This is a genomic window from Cupriavidus sp. GW821-FHT02F09, assembly GCF_059421605.1.
Genome location: NZ_JBWKVH010000064.1, coordinates 1 through 20,638 on the forward strand (window position 1 = coordinate 1; position 20,638 = coordinate 20,638).

Genomic DNA, 20,638 nt, shown 5'->3' on the forward strand with positions numbered 1-20,638 from the left:
CTGGCGGAAATGAGCCCGCGCGAGGAGATGGCTTTCGTGCAGTGCACCTTTGCGCGAGCCGACGCGTGGATCGATTCCTGGGGCCGCAAGCGCCCGGATGCCCCGGGGCTGGCCGCCGGCCAGATCCTGCGCATCAGCCTGCTCGGCTTCCACAACATGATGTTCCACCTGGGTCGCGAGATACGCGGGTTGCTGCGGCGGCCCGCCGCTGGTGCCTCTGTCCGCTAAAAAGCGATGCTGCCATGTGCTCACCTCGGAGAAAAAGTGGCAAACACCCCGACGAATAGAGAATACGCTTGACCGAAATACCAAACCCGCCGGTTCGGCTTCCTCCCTTTCCGCCCGCGCTGAGCCACCTGCGTGCCCTGCAGGCGCTCTCGATGTTGACCACGGCCCCCCGTCAGCGCCCAGTTCCCTGCCATTGTGGAAGTTACACGCGATGTGGTAACGGTACAGGCCCCCGCCAGCGCAGATACCTCCGCCGCCGCTGGCGCGCCCCGAAGTCATACGCGCACCGTGCAGATCATCGTCAAGCAGTTGGGCGCGGATGTGTCCTTCCTGCTGCGCGGTGTCGACGGCATCAATGGTGTGCCATTCTCGATCCGGGCCGACGAGATCGTGACCGCAGCGCGCCTCAATCTGCGCTATACGTATTCGCCAGCGCCGACCCCGGCGCTGTCGCATATCAACGTGATGCTCAACGGCGAGGTCGCCGCCACCGTGCCCGTGCTCAAGGAAACCGTGGGCACCAGTCTGGAGCGCGATCTGATAATCGAGCCGCGCCTTATCAGCGAGTTCAACCGGCTCAATCTGCAACTGATCGGCCAGTACACCACGACTTCAAGCAGGGCGCGTGCAAGGACGTGCTGCTCAACAACGTGAAGGGAGCCATCGACCCGGACTCGACCATCGACTCGACCGGTCTGCCGCACTTTATCGCGCTGCCCGACCTGGCGCTGTTCAGCAACAGAAACTTCCCGTTCGATCGACCGGCCGACCTTTCCGAAACCGCCGTGATCGTGCCGGACAAACCTGGCGCCGAGGATGACTCGACCTATCTCACGCTGATGGGCCGCATGGGCGAGTCCACCGGCTACGCTGCCACCGGGATGGCGGGTGAGCGGAGCGTCGGATGTCGACAAGTTGGCCGGCCGCGACCTCCTGGCAATCGGTATCACGCAGAACCAGCCGTTCTTCACGAGCGCATACCGGTGTCCCTGGCGAGCGACGAGAAGCGTTTCTCGCTGAGCGGTGTCGTTTCGACGGTGATGGACTGATGGAATGGCGCAGACGGCTCGCGCAACCACCCGGTGGAGACCGGCATATCGATCTGCAGCGCGTCCACCGACGCCGCGCTCAGCGCCTTCGAGTCGCCGCTGGCGTCCGGACGCAGCGTGGTAGCGGTCACCCGTAATGCGCCGCAAGGCCTGCTGGCCATGACCGAGGTACTGCTCGATCCCGAGCAGGTCGCGCATGTACAGGGCAGCTTGGCGGCACCGCAGATGACTACGTTGGCAAGCTGTCTGCCTGGGACCATGTGCAGTGGGGGTTCTCGCAGCGGCCACTGGTCAGGGTGCTGTTGATTGGCGGCACGGTAGTTCTGCTGACAGCCTTGCTCTACCTATCACAGTGCAAACGCGCGTGCCGCCGAAATCAGGAAGGAAGCGCAGGAAGATGAACAAACCGAATTACAGGCTCGAACGAGCTAGTCCTGACGCAGGAGAAATCATGTCGAACCGCAAGCGCCCGGCCATGAATAGACGCACGAATGTTATCCAACCGCAATTTTCTGCTGGCAAGCGTTCGCATGTCAAGACCTTGATGTTCGGCCTGCTGACGGCATTGTCCACGGTATCCATGGCTCAGGAAGACCCAGTCAAGTTGCTGGTGGACCAAGCCAAATACTGGCAGGAACGCGGACGCAGCGATCGCGCGGCCGAAGCCTGGCAGAAGATCTTGCGGCTGAATCCTGCCCAGACAGATGCCCTATATGGCATGGGTGCGGCCGAAGCCGAATCCGGCCGCACAGATAGCGCGCGCACCTACCTGGAGCGCTTGAGAAAGGCCGTCCCCAACTCGCCGTTGGTAGTGCGCCTCGCGCAGGTCATCAGCGGCGGCGGTGTTACCCAGCAGCTCGAGCAGGCGCGTCAGCTGGCTCGCAGCGGCCAAGGCGAGGAGGCCGTCAAGCGTTACCAGCAAGCTGCGGGCGGTGTAGTGCCTGAGGGAAAACTCGCGCTCGAGTATTACCAGACCCTGGGCGGCACCACTCAGGGCTGGGACGAGGCGCGCAAGGGACTGGAGCAGCTGGCGCGCTCCAATCCGTCCAACAATCGCGCCCAGCTTGCGCTGGCGCAGCATTTGACCTATCGCGAGTCGACCCGGAACGAGGGTATTCGCCGACTCGAGGCGCTCTCCAAGAGCAGCGATGTGGCTCGCCCCGCCGGCGAGAGCTGGCGCCGGGCGCTCATCTGGCTGAGCGGTCGCCCAGCCGATGCGCCGATGTACCAGGCATGGCTGGCCGGACATCCCGACGACGAGACCATCCGCGCCAAGCTCAATGCCATCAAGGCCCCGCAACAACAGCCACAAGAAGGCACGCGGATTGCTGGTGTCACCAGCAATCCGGTGCACCATCTTGTGCAACAGGGCTTCAACGCGCTTGACATTGGTGACCTCGGGCGCGCAGGCGAGATTTTCCAGGCTGTACTAATCCAGCGGTCCGAGGATGCCGATGCACTTGGCGGCATGGGCGTGCTGCGCCTCAAACAGGAGAAGTTCGCAGAGGCAGTGGACTTCCTCGACCAGGCCGTCAGGCGTGGCGCCGGCGGACGCTATCGGAAGGCGCAGAACAGCGCCACCTACTGGCTACTGTCCGAGCAGGCAAACGCCGCGCGCGGCGCGGGCGACCGCACCGAGGCGCGCAGCCTGCTGGAGCGCGCGATCAAGCTGGACCCGCAGGAACCGTCCGCCCAGGTGGCGCTGGCCGACGTGATGGCCGAGGAAAAGCAGTACGCTCCGGCTGAGGCCGTCTACCGTCGGGTGCTCAAGCAGCAGCCCGACAATCCCGAGGCCACGCGCGGCCTGGTTGGCGTGCTGGCGGCGCAGAGCAAGAATGCGGAAGCGCTGGCGATCGCGCAGAACCTGACGCCCGCGCAGCAGGACAAGGTCGGCTCGCTTGGCAAGCTGCGCGCCGAGGAAGCGCGCGGCCAAGCCCGTGCCGCGCTGCAGCGCGGCGACACAGCCAGCGCGCGCCGCGCGCTGGAAGACGCCATGGCGGCCGATCCGTCCAACCCCTGGGTGCGGCTCGACGTGGCGCGCGCCTATGCGTCGATGGGTCTGAAGGAGCAGGCGCGCAGCATCATGGATGGCTTGCTGCTGTCCGATCCCAATATGCCGGATGCGCTCTATGCCAGCGCGCTGCTGTCCGCCGAGACCGGCGGCTGGCAGAGCGGCCTCGATGCGTTGGAGCACATTCCCTTGCAAAACCGCACGCACGACATGAGCACCCTGCAGCGCCGCCTGTGGGTGCATGCCGAGGCCGCGCGCGCCAGCGGGCTCGCCGCGGCCGGCCAGCAGGTTGCCGCGCATGGCGTGCTGCAACAGGCAGAACGCTACGCCCAGCAGGACGCCGACCAGCTCGGCACGCTGGCGACGGCCTACGCCGACGCCGGCGACGAAGCGCGTGCGCTGTCGCTAATGCGTACCGTGATGGGCCGCACCGTGCGCCCGGACACCGGCATGCAGCTGCAGTACGCCGCCATCCTGCTCAAGACTAGGCAGGACGTGGAGCTAGCGGGGGTGCTGCGCCAGCTTGCCAACGCCAACCTGAGCCAGGCGCAGCGCAGCGACTACGATGACTTGCGGGTGGCCTATATCGTGCGCCAAGCCGACGCGCTGACCGAGAACAGGGACCTAGTAGCTGCCTATGACATGCTGGCCCCGGCGCTCTCCGAGCGCGGGGGCAGCAGCACAGTGCGTTCCAGTCTGGCGCGCATGTACGCGCAGGCGGGCGAGAACAAGAAGGCACTAGCGTTGTACGAGAGCGTGCTGGAAACAGATCCGCGCAACCTCGACCTGATGCTGGCGGCCATCGGTACCGCTACTGCCGCCAAGGAATTCAACTGGGCGGAAGGCATGCTGCAGATGGCACTGGCACAGGCGCCCAAGTCGCCCAAGGTGCTGACTGCGGCAGGCCGGCTCTACCGCGCCGAGGGCAAGACCTCGCGCGCGGAGGACTACTTCCGGGAGGCGGTGGCAGCCGAGAACTCGGCGGGCGCATCGCCCCCATTCTCCCGTCCGGACGGTGTCAGTTTCGACCGCGTGCCTTCCAATCCCTTTGCCGGCCTGTCCGCGCAGCGACCCAGCTCGCAACTGGCGCCCCCGGGCTCGCAGGCGGCTTACCCGGTTGTGCCGAATCCCAACCGTGCCGCAGCTGGGACGGCGGCCCTGCCTGTGCTGCCGGTGGCGATGAACACGGGCGGGCAACCCTATATCCCGGCACCGGCGACGGCGGGCGGATCGAGGATGGCGCCGGTACAGCAGCCCGCGGCGTATTACCCGCAGCAGGCGCAGGAGCCGGTACAAGCACCGGCGGTCTATTATCCGCAGCGGGCCGGCGAAAGCGCCACCACGCGGGCCAGGAACACGCGCAGCACCAATGCCATCAGCTCGGTCCATCTTGCCTATCAACAGGCCAGCCCGCAACCCGCCACGCAGTATCCAGCGCAATACCAGGCCCAGTATCCGGTTGCGAAGTACCCCGTCCAGCCGGCCGCGGCCGCCCCGTATCCGGTAGCGCAGAATGATGCCTCAGGCACCGTCCAGGCCTACGCGCCCGCGCCCACCGCGCCGATGCGTCAGCCATTTGGCGTGCAGTCGCGCGCGCCTTGGCTAGCCGATGCCGATTCGCAGGCCAACCCGAGCGGCCCCAAGACCGCGCAGGACGAACTGCGCGACATCGAATCACAGCGCACCAGCACCCTCGCCGGCGGTCCCACGCTGCGCGCGCGAAGCGGCGATTCCGGCATGAGCCAGCTGACCGAGATGCAGGTCATCGCCGAGGGCAAGATGGCCGCCGGCAACGGCAAGCTGGTGGCGCGCGTGACGCCGGTGTCGCTCGACAGCGGCTCGGTGGGCAGCGACTACAACAGCGCCTCCCGTTTCGGCGGGGGCCCGCTGGCATTCCCCGTTGGCGGTGCGCCGATCAGCCTGTCCGGCATGCCATTGCGATCCACTTCCGCAGGGTCGCCAAATGCCTTTGGCGCGGCGGTCAGCGTGGCCTACGAGTCCGAGCGCTTCAATGCCGATGTCGGCAGCACGCCGCTGGGCTTCCAGTACACCGACGTCAACGCAGGCGCACGCCTCAACCTGCCGCTGTCGCAGCGCGCCACGCTAGGGCTGAGCGCCTCGCGCCGGCCGGTGACGGACAGCCTGCTGTCCTATGCTGGTGTGCGCGACGACCGCGTCGGCTTAAAATGGGGCGGCGTGATGCACAGCAGCGGGCGTGCCGAGCTAGGCTGGGACGACAGCTCCTTCGGTATCTATGGCTATGGTAGCTTCGGTTTATTGACCGGCCACGACGTCAAACGCAACACGCGCTGGGAAGGCGGCGGCGGTTTCTACCTGCGCTTGATCGATACGCCCGATCGGCGCCTGATGAGCGGCATCAACTTTACCTCGATGGGGTATGCGGAAAACCTGCGCTACTTTACCTTTGGTCAGGGCGGCTACTTCAGCCCCCAGACCTACTTTGCCGTAACCTTGCCGCTGTCGCTGGCAGGCCGTAGCGGCCGCCTCGCCTACAACGTACGCGGTGCACTCGGCATGCAGTCCTTCCGGGAGAACAATTCGAACTACTTCCCGACCAATGCTGCGGCACAGGCGGCCGCCGATGCGGCTGCGACAACGGCGAACAAAGCCGGTCTCACCAACTCCACAAGCGGTGCCGTCTACCAAGGTCAGTCCAAGACCGGCCTGGCTTACAACCTAGTCGGCTCCGTCGAATACCAGGCGGCCCAGCAGCTGTATGTGGGTGGCCTGCTCGGCATCGACAATGCACGCGACTACCGGCAGTGGTATGCCGGCGTGTATGTGCGTTATGCGTTGCAGCGCCAGACAGGACTGATGGCATTCCCACCGGTGGCACCGCGGTCCGCGAATGGGGCTCTACCGTTCTGAGGACCCCTCGTCGGGTGCGCATCAAGGCCTTGGTAGAAGATGCGATTGTCGCGAGGTCGCGACAGCAGTCGAATGCCGAAAGCATCTGATTACCATGGCTCAAATTCGTTTTACGCGCTGCCGTCAACCCTCATCACAGTCCCCCAGCCCTCATTGACTTACGCGCCGACCATCGCACTCATCCGTGCCAGGACCTCTATCGCAAACTGAGGCGCAGACTCGATCGCGGCGGCCATGGACGGAAAGCCAGTGGCTTCGAAAGCCATAGGTCAAGGATCCACGCCACGGATGGACTTCAGCATCGCGTTTCCCACCGATGCATCGTCCGAATGAATCGAGCAGGCTGTCGACATGTGGCTGTTCCCCGCAAACTCGGTGCCGCCAAACGACCGGCCAGCCGCCTGCAAGCGGTCACGCAGTAGTTGCGCCTGGGCTCGTAGTATTGCTTCCAATCGGTGTTGCCTCGGCAGAACCCAAATACCGCTGCACGCGCGGCTGCCATTATGGGGCAATGCGCTGATGACTCTGCCATTTCTCCATACTGCCGGAATGGACCGTGCGGAAATTCGCGTTCCAAGCTGGTGGCTCCGTTCGAGGCGTCATTGGTGCTATTAGGGATTCGTTCCATGGATGCGGGCTTCTATCGCAGAGCCACACGGCCCCCGCCGGGTTGCCCCCTTCCATTCCGACATACGATGCAAAATAGTCGTCCGGTTCCTTACCGGAGAACGCTGCGCTGTCGCTCATACCGATTTGTCGTTTGCTGACTGACTCCGACGTGCTGCTAGAGTGCAAGCTACAGATAGGTCATGGTGAATGTCATCACGCTGTTGGCTCTTCCAGAGCCCACCGTAGCGCCCGTCTGGTAGTAGCGGGCCCTGGAAGGGATGGTGTAGCTGCCGCCGGTGCCTGTAGCTGCTGAAGGTCCGGGCGGTGCTCAAGGGAAAGGGGCTACCTGATCCGTTCAGCAACTGCAGTCCGACGCCGGTTGCGGTCGACGAGGCATCCAGCGCTACGATGGATTTCTGCGCGTTGACGATGGGCGTAACGGTGTCCACCTGGTACCGGATGGTGTGCGTGCGGAGCGCTCCGCCCCGGCTCAGCACTAGCGCGCCCGGATGGGAAAGTCCCGGTCCAACGCCGCAGCCTGCAGAGGTAGGCGAGATTCAGGGAGCTGTGACGCTCTAAATGGACGGCAGTGCTGCTGACGCCCAGCAGCGTGCTCTTGCCAGTGCCGGCCACCCCGCACCCAGCTGCCGCTGAGGTGATGTAGCGCAGCAGGGTGATCACGGTAGGCCGCGGTCACGTCGTGCAGCGTGACGGCGCGGGCGCGTTCACGCGACCGTCAGCTAAAGCAGTCCAACTGCCGTCGTGGCACCGAGCACGCAGAACGCCCTGACGGAGGAGGTCAATACCAGGCAAGGCCGCCAGACAAAATCCACATTGCGCTCGCGATATCGGATTTATGCATATTTCGTTCAAATGCGATGCCGTTGCCTCCACCGGACAGCGGCATGTCAACTGGCTGTCACAGAGTGGTCATAACCTCATCAAACTCGGGCGCCTCAGCGGGACCGAGCCTTCTGCCGTGCGCCACAGCTTCACCGATACTCGCACTCAATTGCGGCGCCCGCCACCTGCCTGACGGCTGATAGATCACCGTCCTGTTTGTAACTCGCACTATTTCACTGTAAGCCATGCTTGATAACCCTGATACTTCACGCCGCAAGCTTCTGAAACTCCTTGCGGGCGCGCCAATGCTGCCGCTCGGCACCGGCGCGATCGCCGTGCTGGTCGGCTGCGGTGACGGTGACGACGCCGTGGCCGCGCCCACTCCAGCACCGGCACCGACGCCTGCTCCGGCCCCCACCGCCACCTTCACCACCGCCGAGTTCACGGGCATGGCGGCACCGACGCTGGACACGCCCGCCGCCATGGCCGCCACCACGGTCAACTCTTCGCTGAAGGTCTCGTTCAGCGACGGCAGCAGCCAGACCTACAAGCTGGCCTATCAGCCGTTCTTCATCACCGGCGATGCGGTGCCCGACGGCAGGGGCGGCACGGTGGTGGCCGGCGGCTACTACAACATCAACAACCAGCCGATCATCGACACCTCTGTCGCCAACAAGGAACGTCCGTTCTTCTCCGACGCCCCGGACGGCAGCTCGCTGCTGACGCTGCCCAATGCCTCGGTGCCCGGCGTCAAGGGCAAGGCGGTGTTCGCCGTGGTGCAGTTCGAGTACACCTCGGCCAACCAGAACAACGCGAGCATGTATGGCCAGCTGCCGTCGCCGATCGCTGTGCTGACGCTGGATCAGGATCCGGCCACGGGCAAGCTCCAGGTGGTCAAGTACCACAACGTCGACACCTCAGGTGTCAACGGCCTGTGGATCACCTGCGGCGCCAGCCTGTCGCCGTGGAACACGCACCTCTCGAGCGAGGAATACGAGCCGGACGCCACCAAGGCCACCGATTCGCAGCTGCGTGGCTTCAGCCAGAATCTGTTCGGCAACGCCGATATGGCGAAACCCTACCATTACGGCCACCTGCCGGAAGTGACCGTGAACCCAGACGGCACCGGCAGCATCAAGAAGCACTACTGCCTGGGCCGCATCTCGCACGAACTGGTGCAGGTGATGCCCGACGAGCGCACCGTGCTGATGGGCGATGACGCGACCAACGGCGGCCTGTTCATGTTCATCGCCGACAAGGCGCGCGACCTCTCCGGCGGCACGCTCTACGTCGCCAAGTGGAACCAGACGTCGGGCACCGGACCGGGTGCGGCCGCGCTGTCGTGGATCAAGCTGGGAAGCGCCACGAGCGCGGAGATCCGCGCGCTGGTGGACGGCGGCATCAAGGCGGCCGACATCATGGACGTGAAGACGACCGACCCGGCCGACGCGTCGTACACGCGCATCCTGTATGCGGGCAAGCCGAACTGGGTGAAGCTCGTGCCCGGCAGGGAGAAGGCCGCGGCGTTCCTGGAGACGCACCGCTACGCCGCGCTGGTGGGCGGCAGCCTGGGCTTCACCAAGATGGAAGGCACCACGGTCAACATCAAGGACAAGAAGGCCTACTCGGCGATGTCGCGCATCGAGGCGAGCATGCTGAAGGGCCATGCCGCCAACGCTGGCGACATCCAGGTGGAAGGTCCGTACTCTGGCTGCATCTATGAGCTGAACCTGAAGGGTGGCCAGAAGGACAAGGCAGGCGCCGCCGTCAATAGCGAGTGGGTGCCGGTCGACATGGCCCCAGTACCTGCACTCGTCAGCGAAGATCTGGGCGGCGGCAAGATGAAGCAGCAGGACGCACTGGGCAATTTCGCCAACCCGGACAGAATCGCCACGCCGGACAACCTGAAGTTCTCCGAGAAGCTGCGCACGCTATTCATCGGCGAAGACAGCAACACGCACGTCAACAACTTCCTGTGGGCGTACAACGTCGACATGAAGAAGCTCTCCCGCGTGCTGTCGTGCCCGGTGGGCGCTGAGTCCACCGGCCTGCATGCGGTGGACGAGATCAATGGCTGGACCTACATCATGAGCAACTTCCAGCATGCAGGCGACTGGGAAACGCCGCTGCACGACAAGGTAAAGTCTACGCTCGACCCAATCGTCCGCGCCAACTACAAGGACCGGTTCGGTGCCGCAGTCGGCTATCTGACGGCGGATCCGACCAGCGTGAAACTGACCAAGGCTTGACCTGTAACGCGCTTTTCTGAGGCAGGATTTGGCGGCGGGCTTTGGCTCGCCGTTTTTTTTCGCGTTGGGGGAGTGTCAGTCGAGCTCGGCCAACGCATGGCACGATCGCGTCCGAGCTGGGCACCTGGAACCAGTTCGCCAAATGCTCGATCGGTAGAAGAGAAGACTGGGTCGTGATCGCATGCGTGTTGTCGTGGTGACGCCGCCTTCGGCACTGAGATGTTGCAGGAAGCGGCTCACCGCCGAATAACTACCGGTGTGCCGTGGTTGCGTTTCAACGCACTGGGAATCGTCGTGCCCTGGACATCGGCCCGGAACCGGCCGGTGATCCGCTCGCGAAAGGGTTCGAGCGCCAGGACATCATCGATCTGCAGAAGGATGCCTTGTGCCAGGTTGCGGCCCGGCGTCTCGCGCCAGCTCAGAAATGGATATTCGTACTGCTGGTGCATCCGGATGCGGAGGAGCGATAGCGGTACAGGCTGGCCGGCGCTGCTATAGCGCGAGGTCGCAGCGCGACATGCCCGCTTCAGTCCCTCGATCGCCGCCAGCCCAAAAATGCGCCCAGCCCCGCCATCCCCAGCAAAACCACCCAAGCGAGAAAGTCCGCGCCAGTAGCAACGCAGCTTCGGTACGGTACGTATCGGAAGCGCGGAACCGCCACGTTCAACTCGAATTGGGTCAGCGTCCATGGCGACTGCCGAAGAACATGTTGTGCAAAAACCCCGCGCAGTCGCTCGCGGTGGGCATCCACCTGCCGAACGAAGTTGGCTTGCCGCGCTAGGTCCGCCCCGGCCAGCCGTTCGATCTGCCCCTGCAGCAGGATGGCGGGCGACACGACCGCCCATCCCTGCGCCCATCGTTCCTGAGCTCGCCTCGTCTCCTCAAAAGGCTCGGTCAATCGGCGATTAGCCGCATCAACCCGCGTGGCGACGGCAAGCTGGATGCCGTCGCCGGGCAAGGTGGCGCTCTCGTGCAGCGCGGCCTCGGCCAGGAAGGGATGCTCGGCCGCAAAGAGCCTTAACGCCGTCGCCTTGTCGCGCGCAGCCTCCTCGGCCGCGTCACGCAAGGCCATCACGTAGACCGGCCGCGACGGCATCGGGTGTACCCACTCGACGCTGATCGCGGCCAGCAGCGGCACGAGCAAGACGAGAGCGAACCACAGGCCGGCCAGGTCAACCAGGGCGTTGCGCCGGGTGTGCGCCCGCGCGGACAATGCGGCGATGCAGAGCCACCAGAACGCGGCGTAGACGAAGGTCATGGCCCACCAGATGCCAAGCTCCCGCAGCAGCGCCTCGCCAGGCGCGGAGAAAATGCGCGAGGCAAGCGCGAAGGCAAGGGCTTCTGCGCCCCAGAGAACAACAATCAAGGGCCATATCCGTCGCGAGAGCCGTCCCAAGTAGAGGCGCACGGGCGACACGGTGCTCAGCGCCACCAAGCGATCCAGACCCCGCTCCCGCTCCTGCGTGGCCACACTATGCCCAACCGTGATCGCCATCAGTGGGAACAGCCAGATCAGCACGAAGGCGAAGTCGAAGTCGCCCACCTGCAAACGATGGGGGTTCGCGAGCTCGTAGGCACTCGCCGCCTTGTCACGGGTGTCCGTGTTGACCTTGAAGTACCAAGGTGCGAGGTCCCCTTGACCGACACTGAGCATCGACGAAGGTAGCGTGTCCATCGCCGCATAGGCGGACAGCATCCGGCGCCCGTAGGCGCCAGGATTGCGCGGATCCCGAAACGCCGCCGGCGCGACCGCCCCGGCATCCGCCTGCCGAGCCAGTTCGCGATAGCGGTCCAGGTCCTCGTGCTGTGCCGCCTCCATCGACACCAACGCCTCCTGCCGCGCCTCGACACGTGCCAGGCCGGTCGCGATGGCCAGCGCGCCCATCAAGGCCAACAAGACGGTTGCGGTAAGCACGGTGGCATCACGCCAGACGAGGGCCCATTCGAGCCGACGAAGCCTTAGATGATTCATCCGACGCGCTCCAGGCGTCGCCCGGCGAGCAGCAAAAGCGCGGCGGCCGCAAGCGCCACCGCCGCAAATCCGGCGATGGCCGCCTTCAAGCCCGCATCCGCGACTGTGACGACTTCGACCATCCGGGGTGGCGCATCGGCCATTAGGGGGACCTTCTCCCATAAACGACGATCCGATACGGGCTGACCGTCCGCCGCGCGCTGCGCCTTGAGCTCGTCGTTAAGGGTCTTCTGGATTCGCCGGCGATGCGTTTCCGCCTTCTCTACAAATGTGTGCTGATGCCAGACATCGCTGCCGGCAAGGCGCTGCGATAGCCACTGCACCGAGACGGCCGGCGAGAGCCAAGCGAGCCGGGCCACGAGGGTCTGCTGGTCTTCGTAGCGGAGGTACAGCGCGCGCCAATGGCGATCGAAGACCGCATTACCCAGATCCTCTCCCTCCTGGTAACTGATGCCGGCCCATTGCTGCGGCAGGTCGTCCAGCCGCCGGATGCCATGCTCGCGCAAGAGTCTGGCCTTGAGTTGCTCGATCCTGTCGACCGGATCGGCTTCATCGAGCTCCACATGGAGCCCATGCTCGAATTCGGCTCGCGACGCGTCCGGCAGTTGCTGCTGTGCAACCCACGCGACGACGCGCGGTGCGATCAACACCAAAAGCACCCAGAGCGCGATCAGGGCCGTCAATACCGCTCCGGAACGCCGAATCCAGGCCGACAGTGCGACCGTCAATACCGCCCAGAGGCCTGCGTACGCTGCGTAGATGCCGAGGAGCGCGGCTAAGCGTCCTCCGGTGTCCGCCGCGGCTGGCAGCGACAGGCTATGCGACACCACGAGGGACACCAACGGGTTGACCAGCACCGGGATCAGCAGGATAACCCAGAACACGACCACCTTGGTCGCCAGCAGCCGGAAGGGGCCGCCCGCATGCAGTACCGCCATGCGCAAGGTTCCCTGCTCGCCCTCCTCGGCCACGATCCCGTGGCCAAGCAGGGCCGCAAGCACGGGGAGCAGGAACACGAGCAGAGGGCCCGGCGCAATCGGAACGTGTCGTGCAAGCGGGGTCTGGTCCTGGACAGGCCGGTATTGCATAGCATTCTGCAAGTGAGCCTCCAGCCAGACCGCGGTCCCCGCATAGGGCGTAATGCCCGGCTCGAACGCTGTCAGCACGCTTTCTGCACGGAAGACGTAAAGTCCATGGTGAGCAGCACGGTGGGCATACTTCTCGCCCTGATCGATCCAGCGCCGGTAGTCCTCGGCCGCACCCTGTCTGCGCTCGATCGTCTGCACGGCTGCGTTCCACGCGCTGCTCCCAGCGCTTGCGACCACCAGCAGCAGAACAGTGAAGAGCAGCGCCGGGAAGCGCCGGTTGCGCACAAGAACGCGCCACTCTTTGGCCAGTAGACTGCGCATGACTCACTCCACCTCGCGCATCCACTGCAGATAGGCCTCTTCCAGGTCGATCTGCAGGAAGGCCGCACGATCCATCTGCGCCACCAGTCGCCCGTCGCGCAGGAGCGCCACGCGGTCCGCGACTGCACGCGCCCGGAAAAGGTCGTGCGTGGCCATCAGCACGCCGACGCCGATCGCGGCGATGCGGCGCAGCTGCGTATGGAAGTCGACCGACGCGCCTGCATCGAGCCCCGAGCTGGGTTCGTCGAGCAGCAGCAGCCGGCAGCGTCGCTGCAGGGCAATCGCGATCCCGACGCGCTGGCGCATCCCCTTGGAATAAGTCGCGGTACGCCGATCATGCGCTTCGGCAGGCAACCCGACGTCCAGCAAAGCCTGCCGCAGCGCTTCGGTCGGCGGCGTCTCCCCGCCCAAGGCAAGGAAGTACGCCAGGCTCTCCACGCCGGTCAGCGTCGGATAGAGCTGCACCTGCTCCGGGATGTAGCCGATGAGCGCGCGCGCCTGCCGTACAGAGCCGGGAACCGGCAGTCCGGCCACCTCGATGCGCCCTTCATCGGGCGTGGCGAACCCGAGGATCATCGACAGCGTGGTGGACTTCCCGGCGCCGTTGGGGCCCAACAGCGCCACCAATTCCCCCGCCCCGACGCGCAGACTAAGCTCCCGGACGACCTGGTGTGCTCCGAATCGCTTCGACACGCGGTCGAGCAGCAGGGCTGGCGGCGTCTCTCCTTTCATCGGCACCCCCGATTAGAAATGGTACTTGATGCCCGCGCCGAGCAGGACCCGGGGCGCCGGATCGAGCAGCGGGCCCGTGCTGCCGGGCGCGATCTCGCTGGCCCAGCGGCGCGGCTGGAAAATCGCATAGGCCAGGTATTCCCACGCGCCGCGGGCATAGGTCGCGCGCAGGTCATAGCGGACGTAGCTCGGCGTCGATCGGTAGTCCTTGGTGGCCGCGGCGAAGTACGGCACCGCCGAGAGGTAGTAGACGTCGGCATTGAGCCGCAACGTGCCGCCTGCCACGCCGGGGGCCGTGTAGGCGACCCCCGCTTTCACCGTGTCCCTTGGCACCGAGAGCCTGTCGGCGGTGCCGGGCGCAGCGCTGTCGATGCTGGCCCGCGAGATGCGACCGTAGCTCGCGTAGAAAGCGAGCGCATCGCTCCAGGCATAGCGCGCCTCCATCTCCCAGCCCTCGCGCGTGGTCTGGCCGACCGCCGCGAACTCGCTGGGCGTGATGGCCGTAATCTCGTTGTCGTTCTTCGTGTGGTAGAGCGCGCCGGAGAGCTGTAGGCCGTCTGTCACCCAGGTCCGCAAGCCCATGTCGTAGGACGTCACCTTGGGTGGCGTGAGATCCGGGTTGCCGCGACCGCCACTCCCGCCCAGGGGGCCCAGCGCTCCGCTGGGGCTGAGCTCGGCCGGACTCGGCGACCGCAGCCCCTGGCCCACGTTGGCAAACACGTCGACGGCCGCCACCGGCGACCACACGACCCCCACTTTCGGGGAGACCGCGGTCTTGCCGTAGTTCACCGAGGCGCCTGGGAGTTTGCGGTTGCCAATGTCGTAGTCAAAGCGATCCAGGCGCAGCCCGCCGATCAGCTTCACGCTTGGTATCAGCTTGTATTGGCCCTGCGCAAACAGGCTCGCGCTCTGCAAGTCGAGGTCATAGTTCGATGCGTAGTTGGTTGTCGGCACGCCGTTCGTCGTACGGCGCACCGACGCATCGCCGTTGTCCCGGCGCAGCTCGGCACCGATCGTCAGCGCGCCGGTCTGTCCCCAGAGGAAGTTCTGGGCCACGCGCCCGCCGTAGATCCAGCGATCATCGTTCTGGTCGTTGGTGCCGTTCGCGGTAACGCCGACCACGCGGGTGCGCTGGTAGCGCTCCAGGTAGGCCGTCATCTGCCAGCCGGCCTCCCCTTGTGCCGGATCGCGGGTGAGCACGAGGCTGGAGCGATTGGCATCGCCGCCCTGCGGCGGTACGCGGCGGTCGCGGTCCCGTGGGTCGACACTGCCGTTGAGCAGGCCATCCAGAGGCAGGAAGCCGGGTGCATCCCATCGGGCCTGGTGATGCGCGGCCCTGAGCGACCACCAGCCATCGCCGCGCAGCGCGCTGGCCTTGAAGAACAGCGAGCCTCGATTGGCATCCGCGTTCGCGCGATAGCCGTCGGAGTGGTACAGGTCACCCACGAACAAGGTCTGAATGTCCCCACCCACGGTCCCGGAATGGACCAGGCTCGTGCGAGCTAGGCCGTACGTACCCGCCTCTAGCGCAACGCTGTTGCGGGCACTGCGACGCGTCACGATGTTGACGGCGCCGGCACGAGCTTGATCGCCGTACAGCGCGGAAAATGGCCCCTTGATGACCTCGACCCGTTCGATCATGTCGGGTGTGAGCCACGACAGATCATTCATTCCATGGTTAATCGCCGAGCCGGGCACATTCTGCGGCATGCCATCCACATAGACCGCCACGTCGGCCCCGTGTTGCAGGCTCACGAAGCCTCGCATCTTGATGCTCGTGCCGATGTTGCCCTGGCCGATGTTGTGCGCCATCAGTCCGGGCACCCGCCGCAACAGATCCCCGAATTCGCCGACATAGTTGCTTCGCTCCAGCTCTTCGGACGGGATGACAGTCACCGGGGTGGGCAGACCTTCGCTGCGTGTAGTCACCACGGCAGGCGAGAATTCCCGTGTGCCGGTGATGGTCACTGGTTCGAGCTCGGCGGTCCGAGTGAACTCCCGCGATCCGACAGGCTCCTCGCCCCGCGCCACCCCGTTGCTGAGAGCCAGTGCCGCCCCTGCCAGCGCCGATGGCACGCTCCGCATGCCTCCGCACTGCCACCTATGCCGACCACGTCTACGCATCACCACGCCTCACTCCCCTTCCAGAAAGCTCAAAAGGCGTGATGTTACATGATATTAGTTTCTCATTACCATTAACGTGCAGGCAATTGCTAACCTGGGCGTCTCCGGTCAGGATTCAAGGTCAAGAGGACTACTCGACGGCGCACGAGCCGCCGGGATGGCGTCGATCCAACTAGGCCCGGATGGGCATTGCCGCTGCCTCAGAGGGGGCGGCGCCGCAGGCGGTAGTCCGCCTCAATCAAGCTCGCTGAGCAGACCGGTACACTGGTTGAAGTTCGACTGTGATGTGGATGTGCTCTACGCGCGGCCGGCCTTCGGCAGCTAGGACGGCCACGAGGCCTGTCGTCGATGTCGCTGCCAGCATGCACTGCTAGCAAATCAGCCCAAGACGTTCAAGACTTGCGCGCGTGAATTTTGGAGGCAGGCTTTGTCTCGGCGGCCTTTGCAGTCGGTCCGGCGCGCTTCGGGGTCGGTGCACAATCGCCGCATCGGCCGTATAGCGTGAGTTCATGGCTCTCCACAACAAAACCCCGAGGCGCCAGGCCAGAAAAGTCGCCGGGGCATTGGTGGATGTCGAAGACGCGATGACACACCTTGCATTGGAAATGGTGATGGTGCTCATGCATCATGGGCTCATACAGCGGCGGCTGTCCCGGGAGAGAGACAACCTGCAGCACCCCCTCGTCCATCATGATCCGGAGATTCCGATAAACCGTGGCGATCCCCAGGGCGGGGACGGTGGTCCCAGCCAGCTCCAGGATCTCTTGGGGGGTCAAGGGACGCCCTTCTGATGAGAAGGCGTCTGCAATAGCTGCGCGCTGGCGAGTGGACCGCTGCATATTTCGTCACTTCCGGATGGATAGGAACGCAACAACTCGTGACGTTCTCGGATTGGAGTGCCGCCCGTTCGGGGATGGGCACCTTATGCTGGCTAGAGCCTAATGATAGCGCCCTCTCACGATGATGAATACCCATTATTTTCGTTTTTTAGATAGTAAAATCGTTTTATTGACATCACGACTTCCATCGACGAACGCCCTAGCCTCCATGCGTTTCGCTTTGCTAGGCCGATCCAGAGTGCACTCGCCGCCCGTACATTCATGCGACCTCGGCTGGCGGCCGTCGCTGCCGGTCAATCGGCTGTTTGCCGGATCCCACAACGTAGGCGGCCAGAAATCCAGTGCATTGGATCCCGCGCGATGCTGGCCCTCACCGCCGCCGAGCCAGCCACCCGGAAATGCTCCACCGACTGCCCCGCGTTGACGGCCCGCTGCAGCCAGGCCGGCATCTCGCCCTGCCCGCCCCACTTCTGTCCTTCGGCGTTGCGGTAGGTGCGCGCCGGCGCGGGTGGTGGCGGCGACGGCGCCACGACGGCAAAGCAGCCGGCGGCCTGCAGGTCCGCCAAGGCCAGGCCGTGCCTGGCCATCTGCACACGGATCCACACGATGGCCGCGGTGCGCTCAATCTCAAGAGACATAGGTATCAGGTTATGGGAGTCGGAAAGGTGCAACATTTTGGGCCACACAATCAGTCGGCCTTGCCGGCGTTCCACACCGCCTGTATCGCCTCAATGCGCCGCGGCGCTCGAAACGGTCGGCCTTGGGCCCACGGCGCCCATTCCGCCCGGTTAGCTCGAACAGCCTCCCCAACCCTGATTCCCGAACGGGCGCTGCGCAGTTCCCGATATCTCCCATCCCTTCTCGCAGTACGATGAGCAGCGCCCGGCCTCAGCCCCCAAAGTAGGCCGGGCGCGGCCCAACCGGCGGAATCGCGGTCGTGTCGTGCAGATCGCGCAATAACTCCAGATAGGCTGCCTGCTCGCCCGGCCCATCGGACAAGTCGATGAACAGGTGCCCTTGCAGCTCATCGGGGACGTCGTAAGGCCGCTTGGCCTGCCGCACCACGGGGAGGAATTTATTGGTGCCGACGTCGCGCAACAGGATCGCGGACGACAGCATCTGCTCGAAGCCGACACCGCCTTCGCGGTTCCGTGATTTTTGCGCGTAGCGCTCTGTGCAGATCACCAGCACCCGGTCAGCCTCGCGCAACGACCGCACCATGAAGGCGGGCAGCTCCTCACCGGGCCGCACGTGCCAACGGTCCAGAACGGCGTCAACGCCATGCTGGCGGAGCCATGTTGCCAGTTGGACGACCCACGCACGATGTGCGTCCGAATCCCACGAATAGGACACGAAAACCTTTGGCGGGCGCGGTGGGGGCGACAGCACCGGATGGGCCATCACGCCTGCCCGATGCAGCACGATACCAAGGTCGACGTTCTTGACCGCCCAATGGGTTCGATTGGGCTCGACACGACCGCTTATGTCGAGATCGGCCATCATGGCCACGTAGGTCTCGTGAGAGAGCGGCGCCACGGTCGGATCGCGTTCCAGCGTGATGACGAACTCGCTCTGCCCGCGATGCAACGCAGTGATGCGGCCGACAAAGGCTGGGCCACCGTTGCTCTTCTCGTAGGTGAAGAGCGTCGGTAAGCGCATCAGCGCTGTCAATGCGGCGTCATCCATCAACGCCGCGTTGCCCTGTGGCTGAAAGCGGTGTTTGATTGCCTCTACCGTATGCTCGAACACACGGTCGTAGCCCATGCGCCACGTCGAGCCTTTCCATGCATCATCGTTGCCCGACATCATCAGGTTATACAGCGGCATCGGCTGGCTGTTCGTCGTCGTCATCGTCTGTCGTCCAATTTAACTAGGTCCAGAGCCCCGGCTCGAGTCGATACCGAGATTGCCTTTTTCAGTCTTGGCGACCACGTAGTTGAATATCGTCCGTGTAGCATTAACTACCAGAGACGCCTCAGCCTCCCCCATCAGCACCTCGTTCGGATGCGCCACGTTCGCATGGTTGCGAAGGGTGTTGACGGTATCAAGCACGCTAGCGAAGGACTGCAGAATGCGCGTGACCTCGCGCTCGTGCGGACTAGTCCCGATCAGTTTGGGATGCTTCTCCCGCAACAGCTTGAACAACGCCGTCAACGTGGGATCACTGCTCACGGAAAGGCCGCTGTCGTTGCACAGGTCTCGGAGGTACCCGTGTAGCGCCGTGTGCAACCTATCCACCGCACTCACCGGGCCAGAGCTCGCGATCAGGTTCTCGGCGTCGGCCAGCGCACGGCGCACGACCTCTGCCCCGGTGAGCATCTGCGGCAGCGCAACGGAGACATGCACCGGCGAGCCACCGAGGGCAGCGTGCAGCGTCGGCTCATTGCACTGCAGCCATGTGGAGATCTTGTCATGCGTGACCATCTGCGCGAGCGCCGGCCCAGCGTATCGTGCGAGTTGCTCCAACGCCTTGAAGACACAGGTTCCGTAGTCTTGGTCGTTCCACTGCAGGCTACGCAGCAACCGCGGATCGGTCAGGATGAACTGCTGGCCGGTGCTGTAGGCAAACTCGCGCCGGTCGCCCTCGTCGAAGGTATCGACGATAGCTCGTCGCAGCGCCAAGATCAGTTGGCCCCGCATCTGGTTGTCATAGAGCAGTACTTCAATGTCGGTCATCGCGGTGTCTCGGTTTCCACCACCGTGGCTAGGCGGCAGGTAATGCTATCGCATGTTAGCCGCGCATGGCATCTCGCGTCCCGGCCTGCCTTTGGCCCTGTCGATTCGAGCTTCTCGTGCGCCGTGACACGCCAGTCTAACGAAATCGTAGTCGAGTTCCCATGGCGCGGGGGGGCGGCCTACCTGGCGTGGTTCACACGGATCGTCTCCCCCAAGTGCGTCTTTCGCGCCCGGTGTCTCCTCGCTCCGTCGAAAGCCACGGTACTTGCCTCCATCCGAATGAAATCGCGGCGAGAACGGAGAGTCGGTTGACGACCTTTTTGACCTGCACGGATCATTAAGCCGTCAAACTTCAGACGAGCGCGGCCATCCCTAATCACGCTGCCAAAGCCGTTTCATGGGCGCCATGCGGCGCGCGTCTTCCGTGGCGACGTAGCGCGTGGTGGTATCGAGCTAGGCGTGTCTGGCGTTCCGCTGCACCTCCTCCCGCGGCGCCCCGGCCGGGCCGCGCGAGTCGGCCACCCGTGCGGCGCGGGCGAGGATACCCCCGGAGATTTTTCTGAACCCCACGCCCGTCACTCGGACTCCATTTGTTCGAAAAACCGTTTGAGCGATGCCATGCGCCGCGCGTCCTCGGTCGTCACGTAACACATGGTGTCGAGCGAGGCGTGCCCGGGGCCTTCTGCTGTACTACCTCCGTCGGCGCCTCGGTCGCCAGCGCATGGGAAATATGCGTGTGCCAAATCTAGTTGGTGTTGGCGGTGCGCAGCCGCGTGGCCCCGCGTGCGTCCACCAAGTTCATCTTGCTCGTGCAGGCCTGGAGGACGCGCTTGATTGCTCACGCCGGAAATGGCGATCGTGACGCCTTCGATCTTGCTGTCGCGCGGTTGGCATGGGTGCCAACCGCCGGATTGTTCTGCATTACTGGAAGATGCGATACCAGGAATCAAAACCACTCGGGCTGCGAGCTGCTTGATGTTGCTCTGCGTCATCGAATATCAGTGGATA

At 64.5% G+C, this 20,638-nt stretch carries 15 protein-coding genes and 1 pseudogene; 6 read left to right on the forward strand and 10 right to left on the reverse strand.

The features are described from left to right. The 6 genes from AC07XB_RS36360 to AC07XB_RS36385 form a co-directional block, all read left to right on the forward strand. Window positions 1-228, forward strand: a 228-nt coding sequence (locus tag AC07XB_RS36360; RefSeq protein WP_494752827.1) for a hypothetical protein, incomplete at its 5' end; no start/stop codon positions are given. A 288-nt stretch (window positions 229-516) separates the two neighbouring features. After that, window positions 517-882, forward strand: coding sequence for a cellulose biosynthesis cyclic di-GMP-binding regulatory protein BcsB (locus AC07XB_RS36365; RefSeq protein ID WP_492832585.1), 366 nt, complete (start codon window positions 517-519; stop codon window positions 880-882). After that, window positions 864-1,277, forward strand: coding sequence for a hypothetical protein (locus tag AC07XB_RS36370; RefSeq protein WP_492832583.1), 414 nt, complete (start codon window positions 864-866; stop codon window positions 1,275-1,277). Before AC07XB_RS36365 ends, AC07XB_RS36370 begins: the two co-directional genes overlap by 19 nt. A 33-nt stretch (window positions 1,278-1,310) precedes the next feature. Beyond that, window positions 1,311-1,583: a hypothetical protein gene (locus AC07XB_RS36375; RefSeq protein WP_492832581.1), complete on the forward strand. Its 273-nt coding sequence runs from the start codon at window positions 1,311-1,313 to the stop codon at window positions 1,581-1,583. 145 nt (window positions 1,584-1,728) lie between these two features. Beyond that, complete coding sequence (locus AC07XB_RS36380; protein WP_492832579.1) at window positions 1,729-6,177, forward strand: cellulose synthase subunit BcsC-related outer membrane protein; 4,449 nt, start codon at window positions 1,729-1,731, stop codon at window positions 6,175-6,177. A 1,697-nt stretch (window positions 6,178-7,874) separates the two neighbouring features. After that, window positions 7,875-9,878 (forward strand): PhoX family protein, encoded by a 2,004-nt coding sequence (locus AC07XB_RS36385; protein ID WP_492832577.1) that lies wholly within the window; start codon window positions 7,875-7,877, stop codon window positions 9,876-9,878. Window positions 9,879-10,114: 236 nt separating this feature from the next. Here the strand turns inward: AC07XB_RS36385 and AC07XB_RS36390 are convergent, their stop codons facing one another. The 10 genes and pseudogenes from AC07XB_RS36390 to AC07XB_RS36435 all read right to left on the reverse strand — a co-directional run bounded on the left by AC07XB_RS36390 (window position 10,115) and on the right by AC07XB_RS36435 (window position 20,622). After that, the gene (locus tag AC07XB_RS36390) at window positions 10,115-10,327 is read right to left on the reverse strand and encodes a hypothetical protein (protein ID WP_492832575.1); all 213 of its coding nucleotides are present in this window, start codon (window positions 10,325-10,327) and stop codon (window positions 10,115-10,117) included. 77 nt (window positions 10,328-10,404) lie between these two features. Then, on the reverse strand, window positions 10,405-11,850 hold the full coding sequence (locus AC07XB_RS36395) for a DUF3526 domain-containing protein (protein ID WP_492832573.1): 1,446 nt from the start codon (window positions 11,848-11,850) through the stop codon (window positions 10,405-10,407). Continuing rightward, entirely contained in the window at window positions 11,847-13,259 is a 1,413-nt protein-coding gene (locus AC07XB_RS36400) for a DUF3526 domain-containing protein (RefSeq protein WP_492832571.1), read from the reverse strand. Before AC07XB_RS36400 ends, AC07XB_RS36395 begins: the two co-directional genes overlap by 4 nt. Window positions 13,260-13,262: 3 nt before the next feature. Then, a complete protein-coding gene (locus AC07XB_RS36405) occupies window positions 13,263-13,991 on the reverse strand; it encodes an ABC transporter ATP-binding protein (RefSeq protein ID WP_492832569.1) in 729 nt (242 codons plus the stop codon). A gap of 12 nt (window positions 13,992-14,003) precedes the next feature. Then, complete coding sequence (locus AC07XB_RS36410) at window positions 14,004-15,959, reverse strand: TonB-dependent receptor (protein WP_492832567.1); 1,956 nt, start codon at window positions 15,957-15,959, stop codon at window positions 14,004-14,006. 548 nt (window positions 15,960-16,507) lie between these two features. Next, entirely contained in the window at window positions 16,508-16,954 is a 447-nt protein-coding gene (locus AC07XB_RS36415; protein ID WP_492832565.1) for a Fur family transcriptional regulator, read from the reverse strand. Window positions 16,955-17,343: 389 nt separating this feature from the next. Continuing rightward, window positions 17,344-17,592, reverse strand: a pseudogene (locus AC07XB_RS36420) (H-NS family nucleoid-associated regulatory protein); the annotation flags it as partial. Window positions 17,593-17,842: 250 nt separating this feature from the next. Continuing rightward, a complete protein-coding gene (locus tag AC07XB_RS36425) occupies window positions 17,843-18,805 on the reverse strand; it encodes a toll/interleukin-1 receptor domain-containing protein (RefSeq protein ID WP_492832563.1) in 963 nt (320 codons plus the stop codon). Between the two features lie 15 nt (window positions 18,806-18,820). Then, entirely contained in the window at window positions 18,821-19,630 is an 810-nt protein-coding gene (locus tag AC07XB_RS36430; RefSeq protein WP_492832561.1) for an abortive infection family protein, read from the reverse strand. A 575-nt stretch (window positions 19,631-20,205) separates the two neighbouring features. Continuing rightward, window positions 20,206-20,622 (reverse strand): hypothetical protein, encoded by a 417-nt coding sequence (locus AC07XB_RS36435; RefSeq protein ID WP_492832559.1) that lies wholly within the window; start codon window positions 20,620-20,622, stop codon window positions 20,206-20,208. Between the last annotated feature and the right edge of the window lie 16 nt (window positions 20,623-20,638).